Genomic DNA, 19,091 nt, shown 5'->3' with positions numbered 1-19,091 from the left:
AGAAAATTGTATTTTCTAAAGGGTGAGGACATAAGTATGAAACAAGACAAGATTTTAGTTCCAGTTGATGGTTCAGAGTCAGCTGAAAGATCCTTTGATAAAGCGGTTAAAATTGCCATAACAGAAAATGCTCATGTTGATGTGTTAAATGTAATTGATACGAGGCAATTCTTGGGTGAAATGCAGGATACACTGATTACAGGTGACACTGTTTATCAAATGACCCAAGATGCAGAAAAATATTTAAAGAGTCTCAAAGATTGGGCTCATGATAATTTAAACTTTGACGATATCGACTATCACATTCGCTATGGTAGTCCAAAAGCGATTATCTCCTATGATTTTGTTAAAGATCACCACGATAATCTAATTATTATGGGAGCAACAGGCTTAAATGCCGTTGAACGAATGCTAATGGGATCGGTGACTGAGTATGTAAACCAACATGCTTTAGCTGATGTTTTGATCGTTAGAACTGATATTGATAATAAACCAATAAAATAAAATTAGAGGCATCTGGCTTAACCCAGATGCCTTTTTTGTCTGTTACAAATCATTGCTAATTATGTTCGTGATTAGCATTATAATAAGGGCTTAATGAAAAGATTACCGGTATTTTATTACACTATTGCGAATATTTATGCTATTATTTTCATGAAATGAACGTAAATTTTGCTAAAGGAAGGTTTAAGATGATGAACTTTAAAAAAGTAATAGCCAGGAGCTTTTTACAGCCATCTTTTTCCGTAAGCAGAATTTTAGTTGTTTGTTTTGCTTATAATTATTTTAATTGGGACAAAATGTAATTTGGGTTACATTTTGTCCTTTTATTTTGGTTAGTTTTTGTCGCAGTTAAGAAAGAAGATGAGATCTTAAAATTACTACATGTAAGTGGCTGTCAATTATTTAGTGTCCAGGTTAATTGCCCAGTAAAAGACATTAGGACTAATCTGCGACATTTAGTAGCAAAAAATAGGTCAAATTTTTTTAGGAGTCAAAAAATGAAAATATCGAAAATCAAGAAGTTTCTGTTAGCAACTTGCTTGCTATTATTAACCTTTGGCATAACGGCTTGTTCAAGTAATAAAACAAGTTCAAAAACCGATGCCACGCCCAAGTCATTGAATGTTCAATTTGTGCCCAGTGTTGCTGCTAACAAGCTTGAAGCACGGGCTAAGCCAATGGAAAAATTATTGTCAAAACGCCTTGGCATCCCGGTTCATGTCTCAATGTCGACTGACTACAATGGTTTAGTTGAAGCGATGAAATCTAAGAAAGTTGATGTTGGTTTCTTACCATCAGATGCTTATATTATGGCGCATAAGCAGGGGGCAGCTGACTTATTATTGCAATCTGTTCGTTATGGCATTAAGCAGCCAGGCGGTGTAGCCACTAAAAAACTGGTTAATTCTTATCGCAGTGAGATTGTCGTTAAAAAGGGCTCATCAATTAAGAGCTGGAAAGATTTAAAAGGTAAATCAATTTCTGTTCAAGACATTACTTCGGATTCCGGTTACGTGTTCCCAGTTGCTGAATTGAAGAAGAAGGGGCTTGATGTCACCAAGAGTTGTAAGATTGTCTCTGTTAAAGGAGCTGATCAAGGCGTCTTGAACGTGCTAAACGGTGATACTGATGCTGCTTTTGTCTTTGAAGATGCCCGTAACAACGTCAAAAGCGATGAACCTAAGATTATGAGTCAAGTTGTGCCAATTTACTTCTCACAAAAAATCCCGAATGATACTATTTCAGTAATTCCTAGTTTACCGAAGGCTTTCCAAAGGAAACTTGCTAAGGCATTTATTTCAATTGCCAAATCTAAAGAAGGTAAAAAGATTATTGAGAGTGTCTACAATCAGGAAGGCTATACCTACGCTAAGGACAGCGACTATGATATTATCCGGCAATACAATAAGATTATTGCATCAACCAAAAAATAGCCTTGTTGGTAATTGTTAAGAAATAGTCATTCTTTTTTGTAAAAAAGAAAGTTTTCCAACAAATTACTTTTCTAAACAAAACATTTCTGATATTATTTGTAAGAATAATTACGGACTGGCGAAGGGAGAGTGAGAAAACATGCAAAAGTATGAATTGCGCGCAGCGTGCATTGGTATTTTTGTTAGTTACTCTTTTCGTTCCCTTACAAAAGAGGGTATTGTTCGTTTCTTAATTAATAATGTATTAAAAGACTTAAAGATAATTTCACGTTAGTGTTATTAGATTAAGTCTTTTTTTATGTCTGGGAGGGCATGATGAAAAAATTTAGAAAATTGTTAGCTGGCGCTGCTGTTTTATTAGTAGCAGTTATGGCAACTGCTTGTTCAGGTAAAAGCAAAAACGAAAAAAGCAGCGGCACACCAAAAGAATTAAATGTTCAATTTGTGCCTAGTCAAGCTGCAACTGAGCTGGAATCTCGTGCTAAGCCACTTGAAAAGATGTTATCCGATCGTTTAGGTATTCCAGTTCATGTTTCAATGTCAACTGATTACAACACGGTTGTAGAAGCAATGAAGTCAAAGAAAGTTGATGTTGGTTTTCTGCCACCAAATGGCTATGTTTTAGCTCATAAACAAAATGCTGCTGATGTTTTGCTTCAAGCACAAAGATATGGTGTTAAGCAGCCAGGCGGTCGTCCAACCAAGAATTTAGTTAACACTTATCGTGCAGAAATTCTAGTTAAAAAGGGCTCTAACATCAAGTCATGGAAAGACTTAAAGGGTAAATCAATCTCTATTCAAAGCCCAACTTCTTCAGCTGGTTATGTTTACCCAATCGCTGAATTAAAGGAAAAAGGGCTTGATGTTAGGAAGAACTGCAAGTTAGTAACTGTTACTGGTCAAGATCAATCTGTGTTAAACGTTCTTAATGGAGATACTGATGCTGCCTTTGTTTTCGAAGATGCGCGGACAATTGTTAAGAAGGACAACCCGAAGATCATGAGCCAAGTTGTGCCAATTTACTTCACTAAGCCAATTCCAAATGACACAATTTCTGTTGTCCCAAGCATGTCTAAGTCTTTCCGTAAGAAGTTAGCCAATGCATTTATTGATATTGGTAAGTCGAAAAAAGGTAAAAAGATTATCGAAAGTATTTATACTCATGAAGGCTATGTTACCAGCAAGGACAGCGACTTTAATGTTGTTCGTAAATACGAAAAGATTATCGAATCAACTAAAAAATAAAGGTAAAGGAAGTTTATAATGGCAGATTCTGCAGTTAAGCCAATAATTGAATTAAAAAACGTTAAAAAAGTCTATGGCAAAGATGTTGTTGGTTTAAAAGACGTCAATTTAACTATCAATAAAGGTGAATTTGTCGTTATTGTTGGGCTATCAGGTGCTGGTAAATCAACACTTTTGCGCTCAATTAACCGGTTAATTGATATTACTGCAGGTGATATTTTAATTAACGGTGAATCAATTACCAAAGCCAAAGGTAAAGAATTGCGGATGCTCCGCCGCAATATTGGAATGATCTTTCAGAGCTTTAATCTGGTTAAGCGTTCCAGTGTTTTGCGGAACGTCCTGACTGGTCGTGTCGGGTATTATCCAACTTGGAAGAGTACCTTGAATCTATTCACGCAAGAAGATAAAGAGCGTGCCTATGATGCACTTAAACAGGTCGACTTGGCTGACAAGGTATATTCGCGGGCTGATGAATTATCCGGTGGGCAGCAACAAAGAGTTGCAATTGCGCGGGTATTGACTCAAGACCCAGATATTATCTTAGCCGATGAGCCTACAGCTTCACTTGATCCGCAAACTTCACGCCGCGTAATGCAAGATCTTAAGATGCTAAACGAAAAACACGGCATGACAGTTGTAATTAACTTGCACAGCGTTCAATTAGCACGTGAATTTGGTAAACGGGTAATTGGCGTACGCGCGGGTGAGATCATTTATGATGGCAAGATGAGTGAGACGTCTGAAGAAACGTTTGATCAAATTTACAGCGGTGGTGATCAAGATGAGTAAGGCAGATCAAGATAATTTAATGGCTTTGCCGAAGAAAAAATTCCAAATTTTAAACTTATTTTGGCTGCTGCTCTTTATTGTTGGTCTGATTGTTTCAACCAAGGTTACTAAAACCAGTTTAGGTGCGCTGTTTAGCAATTTTAGTCAGTTCGCAGATATTTTTCTACAAATGCTGCATCCGAATTGGTCGTACTTAGGAGCAGTTATTCCACTGTTATTAGAAACCATTAAAATGGCTATCTTGGGGACAGTTATTGGTTCTGCTATTGCTTTTATCTATTCTTTGCTTATTGCGCGGAATATCGTGAAAAACAAGGCAGTTACCGGTATTTTGCGGATAATCATGAATATTATCAGAACCGTACCAGATCTGTTATTAGGTGCAATCTTTGTTGCCATTGTCGGAATCGGGCCGGTTGCCGGTATTTTAGCCTTAGCAATTTGTACTTTTGGGATTGTGGTCAAGCTTTTTTACGAAGCAATTGAAACAATTGATCCTGGTCCAATTGAAGCGCTGACGGCTGTGGGTGCCAACAAGCTGCAAATTATTTTCTTTGCGGTTTTACCTCAAGTAATGACGTACTTTATTTCATATTGCTTATATGCCTTTGAAATTAACGTTCGTGCTTCGACTGTTTTAGGTTATATTGGTGCCGGCGGGATAGGACTATACTTGCAAGAAACTCTGCAGGTTTTCGACTACCCAAAGACAGGAACAATTATTATCGTAATTATTTTGGTAGTTGTCTTAATTGATTACGTTTCGTCTAAATCGCGGGAGGCGTTGATGAAATAATGGATACTTCAATGAAAAAATTACCTCCTAAACCAGTTGATATGAAAAAACGTTTGCTGCACTGGGGCGTGGCAATCATTACCGTTGTGTTAATCATCTGGTCATGTACGGGAATTGACTTTGGCGGAATTAAAGAAACAGCTGGGCAGATAGCCGGTGCTATTTTTGCCGGTATTTTTCACCCCGATTGGTCTTATGTTTATAACGGGACAGGCGAGGACCTTGTTTCACAGCTGTGGGAAACAGTCTGTATTGCCTTTTTAGGAACATTCATTTCAGCCATCATTTCTTTACCGTTTGCCTTTTGGGCAGCACATACCAAGCATAAAAAATGGTACGTGTCGCGGATTGGCAAGATTGTCTTGGCAATTATCCGCTCATTTCCAGAAATTGTTTTGGCTTTAATGTTTATTAAGGCTGTCGGCCCAGGATCTGCGGCCGGAGTGCTGGCTTTAGGTTTCCACTCAGTGGGGATGCTGGCCAAGCTCTTTTCTGAAGCAATCGAAAACCTAGACGATGGACCTAATGAGGCCGTAACTGCAGCTGGAGGCTCAAAGACTAATATTGTAATGTTTGCTACATTGCCTAACTTGCTGCCTGCCTTAATTTCTAACACCTTATATCGTTTTGACGTCTCGATTCGTTCGGCTTCAATCCTTGGTTTAGTTGGTGCTGGTGGTATTGGTTATCCGTTGATTATTGCTCTGCAGTATCGTCAATGGAATCGTGTAGGAATTATCTTATTGGGAATCATTATCATGGTAATTGTTATTGACTGGATTTCAGGTTGGATTCGGAAGAAATTGGTCTAAAAAATAAATAAGGAAATTAAATAATGCAGACCCTGAAGTTGCGTTAACTTCAGGGTTTTTATTTTAGCCAAATTAGCAAAGCAAGGTAAACAGATCAACTTAATAACTAGGTTGGTCTGTCTTACCTGCTCACCTTCTTCTTTTAGATAGTTGAAAAAGTATACAAGTTATATTTGATATGAAAATTATGCTAAAAATAATAAGTCATAAAAAAATAAATGTTCAATTTTTGCACATATTACAAAACAAATGTGGAGTATTATAAGAAGAAATAGTAAGAATTATTAATTTTGTTTAATTGTAATCACAATGACTCATAATCTTATTAAAAGGAGACAAATAATTGCAGCGTAATGTCATTAGGCAACAAACAATTCTCAACCGTGCTTTTTTAAAAAACTATTCTCTTTTTGCCTTAGTAGTTGTTGGCCTTGTACTAGCCGCATTTTCATTTTTAAAATCTACTGTTCCTTCTGAGACCGGATTAATTCAGTCCGTTTTTCAAAGATATAATATTTTTTTAGGAATAATTCCGACTTTTACAATTGTGCTTTTAAGTACGTTAAAGTATCGCATAGCTGATGCATTATGCTGCCAAACACGAAAAGTTTTTATCCTGCAAACTATTTATCGTATTTTAATTCCCATCGTAATTATGGTACTCATTTGGCTAATCGCCATTATTCCGATGATGATCGCCAGTGGTTATTTAGCCGTTTTTGTTAAGTCTTGGCCCGGAATCTTAATGCGCATGATTTACTTGTGTTTGGTTTTACTATCTTTTGGCTACTTAACAGCCACAACTTATTTGCTTTCAAACAAAAAATTAATAACTTTTGTTGTGATTTTTGGTATTAACAGTCTGACTTTCTTGTTAAACGTTAATGGTAAGCCATCATTATTCTATGATTTTGTCAAACCAGACTTAGGGATTATGACCTTTTTATCTTCAATCGTTTTAGTGGGACTAATCTTGCTACTAGGTGCCGTATTAAATTTGGTCATAGCTAAAAAGGATATTTTATGAAACATTTATTTTGGGATCAACTTTTGTATTTATGGCAGATAATTCGGTATCGCTTTCTGTTTTGGGGAGTACTAATTGGTCTTTTGATTATTGTTCAATCTGCATTATTTAAGGCTAACCCACATTTTTCACTTTATTTAGCTTGGTTTCGTGGAACCGACTATTTAATCAAATCTTTGCCTGTTTCTTGGCTTATTTATTTCATTACGCCACTTTTAATTGTGTTAAACAGCTTTCAGGAGCTTTGGCACGTAAGAGGAGTCCAATTACGTGGGCAACAGTACTCATTATTTAATTTTCTAACTGTCAATCTTGAATTAATTGGGGTAATAGCTGTCGTTTTCACGGCATTGGCAGAACTATTAATGATCCTATGTACTAAGATATTTAATTTACAGGAACTGAGCATTGGTGCTTTTCACGGGCTGCAAGCTTTGCTTCTATTATTTATCGTCAATTTTTTAGGAATATTTTTATTATTAGTCCTCCAGGCACTTATCAGCCGCTATAACGCACCACTAGGCATTGTTATTCCACTAGTTTTGTTAATTATTACTGCTTATACATCATGGTCACTGAATCCATTGAACAGTCTCATGATTTTGCGAGTAGGTAACGCAAACATAATATCAATGCTATGTACCATTATTGTAGTTACTATTTTGTATTTATTTTCTAACCACTGGATCAATTTAGATTAAGGAGAAAACAAATGAGTTTTATCGAGCTAAAACAAGTAAGCAAAACTGTTAAAAAACGGCCGCTTTTACACGATATCAATGCTAATATTGAGCAAAAGAGTATTACCACCCTAGAAGGAATCAATGGCTCTGGTAAAACTTTAGTACTGAAAACCATTTTAGGCTTAATCAAGGTCTCAGGAACAGTTACTGTCGATAATCAACCAGTAAGAACTGAGGACCCTTACCCCGTTAAAGCAGGCATTTTAATTGAAAATCCTAGTTTAATTGAGGACTTTACTGCAACTAAAAATTTAGAATTACTTGCAAAGCTAGACCCCAATATTTCAAATAAACAAATCGAAGATTTGTTGGACTACTTTGACTTGGCAAGATTTCCCAAACAAAAAGTTAAGAAATTTTCGCTAGGTATGAAACAGAAACTGGGAATAGCGCAAGCATTTTTGGGTAGTTATCCGCTGATAGTTTTAGACGAGCCTACCAATGCGCTTGATACTGAAAGTATTGCGAAATTGAGCAAGCTAATTAAGCAGTATCGCGAAAATGGCTCCACCTTTGTTATCGCTTCACACGACCGCGATTTTATCAGTCAAGTTGCAACCCATCAGCTTTACGTTAAAGAAGGAACCATTAACTATGAAAAATAAAAAGTTATTATGGTGTTTGGCAATACTTGTTGCAGTATTAGTTGGCTGCGCTGGCTTTTACCGTTATCAGCGGGTTAACGCCCATCCAAGACAGAACGGTGTCACGCAGGAAGTCATCTTTCATAAAAACGAATGGGTGCATGCATATCACACTAGTTTTATTATTCACAAAGCTGAGGTCCAGAAAACTGGGCGGGAAGTCAAGGCAACAATTCAACTTTCAATTAAACAAAATAGCCAGCCTAATTATGGGATGAAGAAAAATAATCAAGATTTTCTAGCAAATATGTTCTTGAATAATCCTTATGGGATTAGTAACCAAAGTAATGATATTTATGATCAGAATCAGCGCCGAGTTGATCCAAGTAAGGCTCTTACTAAGAAACTTTATAAGCAGCCTTACACAATATATTTCACAATTCCTCGTAGTTCTTATGAGTTGCGGGCACAAAAACTGCGTTTCAGCTTTTTAGTTCCTGTAAAAAATCACTTTGTAAAATATTCATTACTTTTAGAATAAGGAGAAACTATGAAATTCTTATGGTCACGTCTTGAAAAGCGCTGGTTCTTTTTTGCTTTAGTGCTAGCAGTAATTATTAGTGGATTACAATTTTTCCCGCTTAAAACAATTCCACCTGAAGATTCGCCATACACACGCTGGTTAGGAATTGATTCCTTTAGTTTTGCACCAATTGCCTTTTTTATTTTGTTGCCGCTATTGGCCAGCATACCTGCAAGTACTTTATTAAAAGACGATTATCAAAGCGGTTTGCTATCCAAGTTTAAGCTCAATGAACCGCTCAATCGGGTATTACGCCAATATGTTAGTATTGCATTTATCACGGGCTTTATTGTTACTGCTATCCCGTTACTAATTAATTTATGCTCATGGTTTATGGTTTTACCTAACATAAGACCTGACAACTTGCTTAATAAAAATATTTTGGTAATCAATATCAATACGATGTTTGTCGCACTTTATTATTATCATCCGTTATTGCACGCTTTGTTATCAATTATCTTTGCCAGCTTTTGGGGCGGTCTCTTTGCTATTTTTGGTGTAGTCACTTCTTTATGGATAAAAAATAGGTTTTTGGCAATGTGTTCAAGCTTAATTTTACAAATTGTCCTGTTATTACTAAATGCCTTTATTAAATTACCTAATCTTGTTAGCTATGCACCCGCAGATTTTTTACATGAAACTGCTCCAACTGCAAATGTTAGCTTATTAGTTACTGGTATTGTGACTTTGTTACTTGTACTGTACTGCATAGTAATGTTTCAAATTGATAAAAAACGGCTAGTAAGTTTATAAAACGCGCTTTAATAGAAACGAGATTAAAGATATTCCTGTATTTCTTGTTCTAGTGCAGTTGCCAACCTATTGGCATCTATTTGGTGAAGTAAATTCACTTGCTCCAGCGCTGTAGCCTTATTACCTTCACAAATTGAAATTCTGATATTTACTACAAGTAATTTGTCATATTGTCTGAGTTTTTTTAGGGTAGGTTTTAAGTTAATTAAGGTACTTACAGCTGATTCAAATTCTTGCTTCTGCATTTGAATTGAAGAAAGATTTAGCATAATATTAGCTCTTAACGCTTTTTTAAATGGGTAATGAGTATCAATTTCATAGCTAATCCTTTTGATAATATCCTTTGCAGTTTGGTAGTCAAAGGCATACAAAATCGTATTTAAAATAGCAATATCGGTAATAGTGAGAAGGTCGACTTTCGCAAGGTAATCATACCAAATTGGCTGAACCAACTTTTTGGCTTGGTTAATACCTCTAGGCTGATTCAATAGTAGTACTGATTGAAGAACTTTGATAATTCGTGAGATATCATTATCGTTTTCATATTTAATGCAATCATCTAATAATGCCTCGACTTTGTCTGTTTCACTACTATCTTCTAAGTTGAAAAAGCGATGTAAAAGCTGATTTTTGTTATTAACATGGTAGTTGTCACAAATATATTCAAATTCGTTAGGTGTAAGTCCTAAACGCCTAATTAATTGAATCTGGTTTTCATAAGAAGCTTCTAATTGTTCATGTTCAATTTTAGAAAGAGAACTACGATTAAAAAGATCCTTTGCTAACTGTTCCTGGGTTATTCTACGTGAAACTCTAAGTTTACGAATCGTATTACCAAAATTATTCATAATATTATCGTCCTTTTTATTTGTATTTTTGCTGAGATAATAGTGAAAAGTTTACACATAATGTATATCATTTTTAATTTTAACGATATTAATAGGTCAGTATCGGTTTTTCTCAGAAACGTGTGCAACATATACGATTTAGTTAGAAGAAATTCATCCGTGATACTTAAACGGGCAATTTTCCAGATGGTCATTGACTAAGCCAACGGCTTGTAAGAATGAGTATAAAATTACGGGTCCGACGAAAGTAAAACCATCTTTTTTCATTTGCTTAGCCATTTTTTGTGCAATTTTATTTGTGTTAGGAACATCTTCTTGTGTTAGCGGATGGTGCACAATCGGTGTTTTACAAAAAGCCTGCAGATAATGAGCAAAATTACCGCACGTGGCATCGATGATCAAGATCGCCCGGGCATTCTTAATTGCTGCCGTAATCTTTTGTCTATTACGGACAATGGAATTATCCTGCATTAAATCATTAATGTCATTTTCATCCATTTGAGCGACTTCCGCCGGGATAAAATTGTGAAAATCGCGGCGAAAGTTTTCCCGCTTATGCAGGATGACTGACCAATTAAGTCCGGATTGAAATAGTTCTAATGTCAGCATTTCGTATAAGTAGGACTCATCTATATTAAGTTTACCCCATTCATGGTCATGATATTGCACCATTAAGGAATCGGTGGTGCTGCTCCAAGGACAACGTTCTTTTTCTTGCATGTTGGTTTCTCCTTTAATTAAAAAATTTTCTTGTTATAACTAATTACGCAAAAATTGTCCTTTTCCTTTTTTTAGTTAAAAAATGGTGCAATATTTGCTTAGCTGACAATTTTCTTTATCTGTTGCTGAATTCGGCTGTAAAAGAATAAAAATTTTGTTCCTGAAAAGTGCAATACTAGTTTTTTTGGTATAATATAGACTAAACTTTAGGAGGATACCATGGAAAAGTTAGATACAGTGACTCTGGCCGATAACTTGGCCGAAAATCAAGAAAGTATTTTAAATAAAGAAACAGATTTTGACGCAGAGGCTGTTTATCAAGCAATTGATAACCTGCATGTATTGCATAATCCGATTAAAGATTACTTTGAAATGACGGAAGATCAGTACTATGAAGCTGAGAGTGATCATAAACTAACTTTGATTGACTTGTCAGATAAGTTGACTGACTTACACGATCGAATTTTAACTAATCATGTGGATGGTTATGCTAATAAGGATCAAATCAATCTGACATATAATCATGAGGATCCTTACGAAGATGATTTTTATAATGAGTCAGTTGATTTACATGTAGTAATTTATAGTTTAAAGGTAATTGGTGCGGTTCAAGCAATTGCACCTAAAGTGTTACAAGAAGTATTGTCTAAAGATGCAGTTTTGTCAATCGGTTTAGCAGCCCACGCATTGGCAAGCAACGCATAATTTTTGGAGCTGCGGCAGGTGCCCAGCTTTTTTCTTTGGGTTGAGGCAAGATGATGAGTGTTTTTAAGTATGCAATAGGTTTATTTGATCGTGCTAGTGGGGCTAAGCTGCACCACTTATTTAGTGAAAAAAATGTTCCGCTTGATCCGATGCAGGATTACTTGACGGTAGGGGAATATCACGTTGATAGCGAGCAGCATACGCCTAATAATCAACCGTATAACCTGACTGTCTATAAGGATGAAGACGAAGTTTTGCACCAAGCACTCAGTTTAGAAAAGACTGCCAACTTGGCACCGGAATATGTTCGTGAATTCAGCCCTGAACTTGAGCGTTACCGCGCTTTTGTTAGCCGTAAAACCGGTCGCCGGTATATCGTTGAAGAGTACCTGGACGAATTTCTTAAGCGTGTCAAAGGTCATATTCGGGCCGGTAAAAATTCGGTTAACGTTAGTGTGATCACCGATACGCATTATAAAGACCGCAATAGTACGGACTTTTATGGCTGGAATGGCTTAACGCACGTTAATGAATTTTCTTACTTGGATGATTCAGGCCTGTTAGATTTAAAAGTCCATCTTGGTGATTGGATTGATGGCTCCGACACCGGCTTTTTAGGCGAAAGTGAATTAATCAAACTGCGCAACTCATTTAGGTCGGATAAGGTTCCTTACTTGATGATTAAGGGTAATCATGATGAAAACGATAAGTACGATGAGCGACATGATTTAAAGGCATCTTTTCCCGAAAATGAATTTGAAAAAATCATGTGGCCAGCAATGTACCGTCAAAAGGGCGTACATTATATTTCACGCCAGCACGGTGTCTGTTACTTTGATGTAGATAATGTTCGCTTTATTTCCGTCAATACTTCGGATTTGCCGTATATTTTAAATGCACAAGGTCAAAAGCGGTATGATGCAAAGATTACGTTAGCAATCAGGGAAGATCAGATTGAAGAAATCATTGAGATTCTGCAGCAATCTTCCAACAAAAACATTGTCTTCATGAGTCATGGTAATCCAATTAACCGCAAAGGCTCGAATGCTTTGAAGTATAATGGGCGTTCACTTCACGAATTGCTTGTTGCCTTTAATCAGGGTGAAAAAGGGCAAATGCATTCAAGCCGTGGTATTCCGCCAGAATTTCGCTTGGCAAATGACTTTGACTTTACTAATGTCAAAAATGCTCGTATTATTGCTTACTTTTGCGGTCATCGGCATGTTGAAGACCAGTTTAGGATTAACGGTATTCAATATATTTTGTTTAATTGCTCGGCGTTAATGGGTCCTAACCATGTTTTAACGACTAAGTACAATAAGAACTGGAAGCGGCAAATTGATCATCAAACCGAATTCGCAGGTTATATTGTCAATATTGACTCTGATCGGCATTTTATTCAGGTCTTTGGTTACGGCGCTGCCAGCAAGAGAAGAATTTTTTATATTTAATTAAAAAAGACGGGCAATTTGGTTTTTGCCCGGCTTTTAGCCTATAATAAAAAAGTTAAACTAAAAACATAAATTAAACGAATAAACAAATATTAAGGAAAGATAAGCTATGTGCGGAATTGTCGCATTTTATAATCCAGAAATAAATGATAAACAAGCTGCTATCGGCAAGATGATGGCGGCAATTAAGCATCGTGGTCCTGATTCAGATGGTTTCTATACCAATGATAAAGTTGCTTTAGGCTTTCGGCGTCTGTCAATTATTGACTTACGTGGTGGTAGTCAACCGATTTATAATGAAGACAAAACGCGGGCAATTATTTTTAATGGTGAAATCTATAACTTTAAGCCGTTAAGAAAAGAATTGATTGCGGCCGGTCATACTTTTACCACTAAATCCGATACAGAAGTACTTCTTCATGGCTTTGAAGAGTGGGGCATGGATGGCTTGCTCAAACGGGTTCGTGGCATGTTTGCTTTTGCCATCTGGGATGATAATACCCAGACATTGTATGGTGCACGCGATTTCTTTGGAATCAAGCCGCTATACTATAGCAATGAAAACGGCCATTTAATGATTGGTTCAGAAATCAAGAGCTTTCTCGCTTTTCCAGGCTTTAAGAGACGCCTTAACATTGAAGCTGTTAAGCCATACTTAATGAACCAATATAATGATTTAACGGAAACTTTCTTTAAGGGAATTTACCGTTTTCCTGCTGGTCATTGGTTTGAATATAAAGATGGTGAAATGACAACGCACAAGTATTGGGATGCGGAATATAAGGCTAACACGTTTAGCTTTGAAGAAACCGTCAATAAGATCAATGAGGACTTGCAAGAAACAGTTAAGCTCTATCATAATGCTGACGTTCCTGTTGGTGCTTTCCTATCTGAAGGGGTTGATTCAAGTTACATTACAAGTATCTTGAATCCAGACGACGTTTTTTCAATTTCTTTTGATGATGCCACCTACGATGAGGCCTCCAAGGCTAAGGCATTGGCTGACATGAAGGGGTGGAAATTTTTCTCGGATAAGGTAAAAGCCGATGAAGCCATGCATGATTTTGCGGAAATGCAGTATCACATGGATGAGCCTGACGCTAATCCGTCAATTATTCCGCTGTGGTATCTGTGTAAAATGGCCCGTAAGCATGTTACGGTTGCACTTTCTGGGGAAGGTGCGGATGAATTGTTTGCTGGGTATGTCAACTACGGCATGCACACGCATAACAGCGTTATTAAGGCTTTTACTTCGCAGTGTAAGAAGTTGCCGAAGAAGAGCCGGGTCAAATTAGCGCACAAGATTAAGAAGATGCCTAACTTCCCTGGCAAGGTTCATCTCTACACTAATTTGGCGGAACCGAGTGAATTCTATGTGGGTCAATCCGTGATTTATGATATGGATTACCCGACAATTTTTACTTCAGAAGATGCCAATAGCATTTTGAAGCCGTCATACCGCAACAAGCTAACGGTGAATGGCATTTACCAAAGTGACTTTAAGAAAGTTAAAGACCTTGATAATGTGCGGCAAATGCAATACATCGATTTGCATCACTTTATGCTTAATGACATTGAGCAAAAGGCCGACAAGATCTCGATGGCACATTCTTTAGAATTACGTGTTCCGTATCTTGATAAGAAGATTGCTGAACGGGCTAATTCGATTCCAACGGATTATTTAGTTAATAAGCATGATACTAAATATGCTTTACGTAAAGCTTCAGAAAAAGTTTTGCCAGATGAATGGGCTAAAAGACCAAAACTTGGTTTCCCAACACCAATTAAAGAATGGCTGCAAGAACCACGTTTTTACAAGCAAGTGCGGGAACTGTTCAGCGAAGAATTTGTTAAGGACATTTTCGAGCAAGATAAGATTTTGCAGTTGCTAGATGATAACTATCAAGGTGATGGTTCACACCGCCGCCAGATTTGGACCATTTATACATTCCTTGTTTGGTATAAATTATTCTTTGTTGATTACGAAGAAACGGTCAAGAAATACCAACACGTTCAGCCGGAAGTAGCCAGCTTAATTGAACAAGGAAAATTAGTTTAATTGGGAGTAGATTTTTCAAATGAAACAAGATTTTACACCTATCTTACTTGGCAGTGATATCAATGTTTATGGCATGGCCAGGTCTTTTAACGAAGCATACGGCATTAGTGTTAAGGCACTGGCTGATACACAATTAGCGCCTACGCGTTATTCCAAGATCGTTAACGTTGAACTGCACCACGGCTTTAGCGAAGACCCGACCTTCATTGAAGTAATGCGGGAGCAAATGAAAATTTACCAAGATCACGATGAGCCGGTAATTTTGATTGCTTGTGGGGATGGCTATGCTGAACTGCTATCAAAGCACCAAGATGAACTAAAACAAGTTTTCGTTGTTCCATATATTAAGTATGATCTTTTGCAAAAACTGATTTCAAAAGAAGGTTTTTACAAGATTGCGGAAGAATATGGCTTGCCATATCCAAAAACAAAGATCATTACGATGGCTGACTTTAAGGCTGGTAATTACTTGGAATTCCCATTTGATTATCCAATCGAATTAAAGCCCGAAGATCCAGTTTCTTGGCTAGATGTTCATTTTGAGGGCCGGAAAAAGGCCTTTACCATTCACAATGAAACTGAAATGAGTGATATTGTTGGTAAAATCTACGGCAACGGCTATCAAGCCGACTTAATTGCGCAAGACTTTATTCCAGGTGATGACTCCAATATGCGCGTTTTAAACGCTTATGTTGATAAAGACCATCACGTGAAAATGATGTGTATGGGTCACCCGCTTTTAGAAGACCCAACGCCGCAATCCATTGGAAACTACATGGCAATTTTGCCAGAATACAATGAAAAGCTATACGAGCAAGTCGAAGCCTTTTTGGAAAAATTGAATTACACTGGGATGGCTAACTTTGATATTAAGTACGATACGCGAGATGGCAAATACAAGTTCTTTGAAATCAACTTGCGTCAGGGCCGGTCAAGTTTCTACGTTACCCTAAATGGCTACAATTTGGCTAAGTGGTATGTTGATGACTATGTCTATGACAACTTGAAAAACAAGGAAACAGTCTATGGCAATAAGCTAAAGTCAAAGCACGTCCTTTGGCTAGGAATTCCGGTTAAAGTCTTTAAGGAATATGCGCGCGACAACGAAGCCAAGAGTTTAGCGGAAGAATTAATTCATGAGGGTCGATGCGGAACGACTGTCTTTTATGACAAAGACCGCAACTTTAAGCGTTGGCTGTTGATGAAATACATGTTTCATAATTACTATGGTCGTTATAAGAAATACTACCAAGTTAATAAGGGCCAGTTTTTTGATAAATAAGTTGGTTCGTGGACAAATTTGACTACTAATAATTTAGATAAAAAGCATCAGGCTTATTTTTGAGCTTGATGCTTTTTGCTTACAATTTTTTAATAACTGAGATGATCATTTTAGGGCATCTCTTTTTATTTTGTAATGAGCACATTTTTAGCAACAAAAGAGCACTTGCACCAATTATACATTTTGTGGTAATGTAATAGTGTAATACATAAATATTACACTATTTGATGCTTAATATTTAAAAGCTGGAGTTTCTTTTTAGAAAGTGACCAAGATTATGAAAACAGAATCTAAGACAATCCTCAATATTGAAAATGTCAATACTTATATCGGAAAGACCAAGATCATTCACGATGCATCTTTTAGTATCAAGGCCGGCGAAATTGTAGGACTAATTGGTCCTAATGGAGCAGGTAAAACTACACTTATGAAAACCATTTTAGGACTAATGAAATTTACCGGTGCGATTACAATGAGTGGAAAAAAAGTAACAGAAAATGATCATCAGGCGCTAAGTAGTGTAGGAGCTTTGATTGAGCACCCGGCAATCTATCCTTTTCTGACAGGCTATCAAAATCTTAAACTATATGCACATGAAAAAGAAGACTTGGACAACATCGTATCTGTTTTAGGAATGAACTCATACATTAATAACAAGTCAAAAGGCTATTCTTTAGGGATGAAACAGAAACTGGGCATTGCAATCGCATTGCTCAATCATCCTAAACTAGTTATTTTAGATGAACCAATGAATGGCCTAGATATTGAAGCCACGATTGGCGTACGTAAACTTATCAAGCAGTACGCGGATCAAGGCACCGCATTTTTGATTTCTAGTCACGTTTTAAGTGAGCTGCAAAAGGTAATGACTAAAGTCGTTTTAATTAGTTCTGGCAAAATCATTGTTAACCAAGAAATTGAAAAGTTTAATGAGATTAGCCGGCGAAAATATAAGGTGATTACCGAAAATAATGAGGCAGCAATGCGCATCCTGCAAAATAATAGTATTGCCTATTCTCTGCAAGATGACTACTTAACTGTTAACAGCCAAGATATTTTTCAAATTCAAGACGAGCTGTTTGGACACCAGATTCACTTAGAAGAAATGGCCCCAATCGAAGCTAACTTTGAACAAATTGTTGTTAACATTTTGGACAAAGAAAGGGGTTAATCATCATGGGTAAAAGTTTGAAAGAAGAAGTTTATAAATTTAATCATGAAAAAATTTCCATTTATGGTTTGCTAGTGCTGCTATGTGCCATGCTATATAACATTCTGACCAGTAAGGCTTTAGACCGCAGGTTCTTAATCTATGGCTTTGATGCAATTGAGTGGATCCCGCTAATTATAATTACAGTTGGTTCGGCCTTTTTTGCGATGGAATATAAGAACAGAACGATTATGATGATGATGTATAAAAGTTCAAGTAAGCTAAAGATTTACTTAGCTAAGTTTTTGATCATTTTCTTTTACAGTATTGTTCTTGCTGTAGCGGCAATTCTTCTTACTTTTTTGTTTAGTTTTCTTTTTACTGGCCATAAATATGACTGGGTTGCCATTATTGACGGGCATTCATTAATTATTGACCTTTTGACTAATATGCTGGGGGCAATTATTTACTCCTTTTTTATTACCGGTTTATCTTTTATGCTGTGCATGTTAACCCGAAATAACGCGGCAGTAGTCTGCATCGGAATCGTTTTAGCCTTTTTTGGCGCAGGTTTTTCAAGTGCACTGATGCAGGCTTTTCCCAGTGCAGTAAGAATTATCAAATGGAATCCCCTGAGCATGATTTTTATATCACAGCAACTGACAAGGACATCGCTGATATCAACTTCGCACTTGCTAGATAGTGAACTAATTATTGCCAATATCGCTTATGGGTTGATCTTTGCAGTACTTGGTTATTATTTATTTAAAAACCGGCGCGTTTAGGAAGGAGGTTTTAAAATGACTTATAGTATTAAACAAGAACTCTATAAATTGACTCATCGTAAAATCACCTGGATTTCGGCCATCTTGTTATTGTTTCTGATGATTTTTACAGGTTTTTCTTTGAGTGATGAAGTTAAAAAACTGTTATTGACACTAACCTTTGACTCCTCTGACTTTATCATGTTTATCTTGGTCATTGTTGGTGCAACTAGCTTTTCGATGGAATTTCAAAATAATGCTATCTTGACGCTTTTGTACAAATCAGCGAATAAGATTGAAGTTTATTTATCGAAATATCTTGCAATATTTATTTACGATATTTTTCTTCACGTTCTAGCTATTTTTTATACCATTGTTTTGCGTTACACAATCTTTAGATACAATGTAGATTGGAATACGATTTATCTCTATCATCAACCGGTTTGGATTAACATGCTTGCAACTTCTGCAATTGACCTAATCTCAACAATGTTAATTATTACGATTGTCTTCCTGCTGTCTTGCATAATTAATAACAATGCGATTGTCATTACAGTCAGCTTGTTGGTTACATTTATGGGACAGAGCATTTCTGCCAGTTTAATGAACAAACATATGCTAATTCGAGTGATGAAGTGGAATCCCTTTAACATGATTGACTTGACTAGACAATATGCCAATTACAGTATGTATGTATTGACGACGCATTTGAATAACCTACAAATTTTGCTTGGGTCAATAATTTACATCATAATCTTTTTCATCATTGGCTATCTAATTTTTCGAAAAAAGCGCTTCTAGCATGTGATTGTAAAAGTTGCTTGGCCTTTTCAGACATAA

Annotated in this window: 20 protein-coding genes; 18 read left to right on the top strand and 2 right to left on the bottom strand. The window is 36.6% G+C overall.

All coding sequences use genetic code 11. The features are described 5' to 3' along the window. Window positions 1-36: 36 nt before the first annotated feature. From J3U71_RS08515 to J3U71_RS08465, 11 genes are all read left to right on the top strand, one after another. Window positions 37-504, top strand: coding sequence for a universal stress protein (locus J3U71_RS08515; RefSeq protein WP_220220259.1), 468 nt, complete (start codon window positions 37-39; stop codon window positions 502-504). Window positions 505-1,007: 503 nt separating this feature from the next. Then, entirely contained in the window at window positions 1,008-1,937 is a 930-nt protein-coding gene (locus J3U71_RS08510) for a phosphate/phosphite/phosphonate ABC transporter substrate-binding protein (RefSeq protein ID WP_267393845.1), read from the top strand. Window positions 1,938-2,252: 315 nt separating this feature from the next. Further along, a complete protein-coding gene (gene phnD, locus J3U71_RS08505; RefSeq protein WP_220268608.1) occupies window positions 2,253-3,182 on the top strand; it encodes a phosphate/phosphite/phosphonate ABC transporter substrate-binding protein in 930 nt (309 codons plus the stop codon). 18 nt (window positions 3,183-3,200) lie between these two features. Next, complete coding sequence (gene phnC, locus J3U71_RS08500) at window positions 3,201-3,974, top strand: phosphonate ABC transporter ATP-binding protein (RefSeq protein ID WP_220268607.1); 774 nt, start codon at window positions 3,201-3,203, stop codon at window positions 3,972-3,974. Continuing rightward, on the top strand, window positions 3,967-4,770 hold the full coding sequence (gene phnE, locus J3U71_RS08495; RefSeq protein ID WP_220268606.1) for a phosphonate ABC transporter, permease protein PhnE: 804 nt from the start codon (window positions 3,967-3,969) through the stop codon (window positions 4,768-4,770). Before phnC ends, phnE (J3U71_RS08495) begins: the two co-directional genes overlap by 8 nt. Further along, window positions 4,770-5,582 (top strand): phosphonate ABC transporter, permease protein PhnE, encoded by an 813-nt coding sequence (gene phnE / locus J3U71_RS08490; protein ID WP_220268605.1) that lies wholly within the window; start codon window positions 4,770-4,772, stop codon window positions 5,580-5,582. The genes phnE (J3U71_RS08495) and phnE (J3U71_RS08490) overlap by 1 nt, the downstream gene beginning before the upstream one ends. A 343-nt stretch (window positions 5,583-5,925) precedes the next feature. Next, the gene (locus J3U71_RS08485; RefSeq protein WP_267393685.1) at window positions 5,926-6,609 is read left to right on the top strand and encodes a hypothetical protein; all 684 of its coding nucleotides are present in this window, start codon (window positions 5,926-5,928) and stop codon (window positions 6,607-6,609) included. Beyond that, on the top strand, window positions 6,606-7,310 hold the full coding sequence (locus tag J3U71_RS08480; RefSeq protein ID WP_267393687.1) for a hypothetical protein: 705 nt from the start codon (window positions 6,606-6,608) through the stop codon (window positions 7,308-7,310). Before J3U71_RS08485 ends, J3U71_RS08480 begins: the two co-directional genes overlap by 4 nt. A gap of 11 nt (window positions 7,311-7,321) precedes the next feature. Further along, window positions 7,322-7,957 carry an ATP-binding cassette domain-containing protein gene (locus tag J3U71_RS08475; RefSeq protein WP_267393689.1) on the top strand — a complete coding sequence of 212 codons (636 nt, stop codon included), beginning with the start codon at window positions 7,322-7,324 and terminating at the stop codon, window positions 7,955-7,957. Beyond that, on the top strand, window positions 7,947-8,477 hold the full coding sequence (locus J3U71_RS08470; protein WP_267393691.1) for a hypothetical protein: 531 nt from the start codon (window positions 7,947-7,949) through the stop codon (window positions 8,475-8,477). The genes J3U71_RS08475 and J3U71_RS08470 overlap by 11 nt, the downstream gene beginning before the upstream one ends. A 9-nt stretch (window positions 8,478-8,486) precedes the next feature. Next, entirely contained in the window at window positions 8,487-9,272 is a 786-nt protein-coding gene (locus J3U71_RS08465) for a hypothetical protein (protein WP_267393693.1), read from the top strand. A 23-nt stretch (window positions 9,273-9,295) separates the two neighbouring features. Here the strand turns inward: J3U71_RS08465 and J3U71_RS08460 are convergent, their stop codons facing one another. Both J3U71_RS08460 and J3U71_RS08455 read right to left on the bottom strand, forming a co-directional pair. Next, the gene (locus J3U71_RS08460) at window positions 9,296-10,120 is read right to left on the bottom strand and encodes a helix-turn-helix domain-containing protein (protein ID WP_267393694.1); all 825 of its coding nucleotides are present in this window, start codon (window positions 10,118-10,120) and stop codon (window positions 9,296-9,298) included. Between the two features lie 153 nt (window positions 10,121-10,273). Continuing rightward, complete coding sequence (locus tag J3U71_RS08455; protein WP_267393696.1) at window positions 10,274-10,840, bottom strand: DNA-3-methyladenine glycosylase I; 567 nt, start codon at window positions 10,838-10,840, stop codon at window positions 10,274-10,276. 219 nt (window positions 10,841-11,059) lie between these two features. On the opposite strand from J3U71_RS08455, the gene J3U71_RS08450 reads away from it, so the two are divergent. From J3U71_RS08450 to J3U71_RS08420, 7 genes are all read left to right on the top strand, one after another. Next, window positions 11,060-11,545: a hypothetical protein gene (locus tag J3U71_RS08450; RefSeq protein ID WP_220220252.1), complete on the top strand. Its 486-nt coding sequence runs from the start codon at window positions 11,060-11,062 to the stop codon at window positions 11,543-11,545. A gap of 53 nt (window positions 11,546-11,598) precedes the next feature. After that, entirely contained in the window at window positions 11,599-12,996 is a 1,398-nt protein-coding gene (locus J3U71_RS08445) for a metallophosphoesterase (protein WP_220268597.1), read from the top strand. Window positions 12,997-13,105: 109 nt separating this feature from the next. Further along, the gene (gene asnB, locus J3U71_RS08440) at window positions 13,106-15,055 is read left to right on the top strand and encodes an asparagine synthase (glutamine-hydrolyzing) (RefSeq protein ID WP_267393700.1); all 1,950 of its coding nucleotides are present in this window, start codon (window positions 13,106-13,108) and stop codon (window positions 15,053-15,055) included. A 19-nt stretch (window positions 15,056-15,074) separates the two neighbouring features. Next, window positions 15,075-16,337: a carboxylate--amine ligase gene (locus J3U71_RS08435; RefSeq protein ID WP_220268596.1), complete on the top strand. Its 1,263-nt coding sequence runs from the start codon at window positions 15,075-15,077 to the stop codon at window positions 16,335-16,337. A 298-nt stretch (window positions 16,338-16,635) separates the two neighbouring features. Continuing rightward, complete coding sequence (locus J3U71_RS08430) at window positions 16,636-17,508, top strand: ABC transporter ATP-binding protein (protein ID WP_267393847.1); 873 nt, start codon at window positions 16,636-16,638, stop codon at window positions 17,506-17,508. Between the two features lie 5 nt (window positions 17,509-17,513). Then, window positions 17,514-18,272, top strand: coding sequence for an ABC transporter permease (locus tag J3U71_RS08425; RefSeq protein ID WP_267393703.1), 759 nt, complete (start codon window positions 17,514-17,516; stop codon window positions 18,270-18,272). Between the two features lie 15 nt (window positions 18,273-18,287). Continuing rightward, entirely contained in the window at window positions 18,288-19,052 is a 765-nt protein-coding gene (locus J3U71_RS08420; RefSeq protein ID WP_220268594.1) for an ABC transporter permease, read from the top strand. Window positions 19,053-19,091 lie beyond the last annotated feature (39 nt).

The sequence above is a fragment of the Lactobacillus sp. B4015 genome (genome assembly GCF_026536055.1).
GTDB classification, from domain to species: Bacteria; Bacillota; Bacilli; order Lactobacillales; family Lactobacillaceae; genus Lactobacillus; species Lactobacillus panisapium.
Note: the sequence above shows the minus strand (reverse complement) of the source record. Positions and strands in the feature narration are given on the sequence as shown.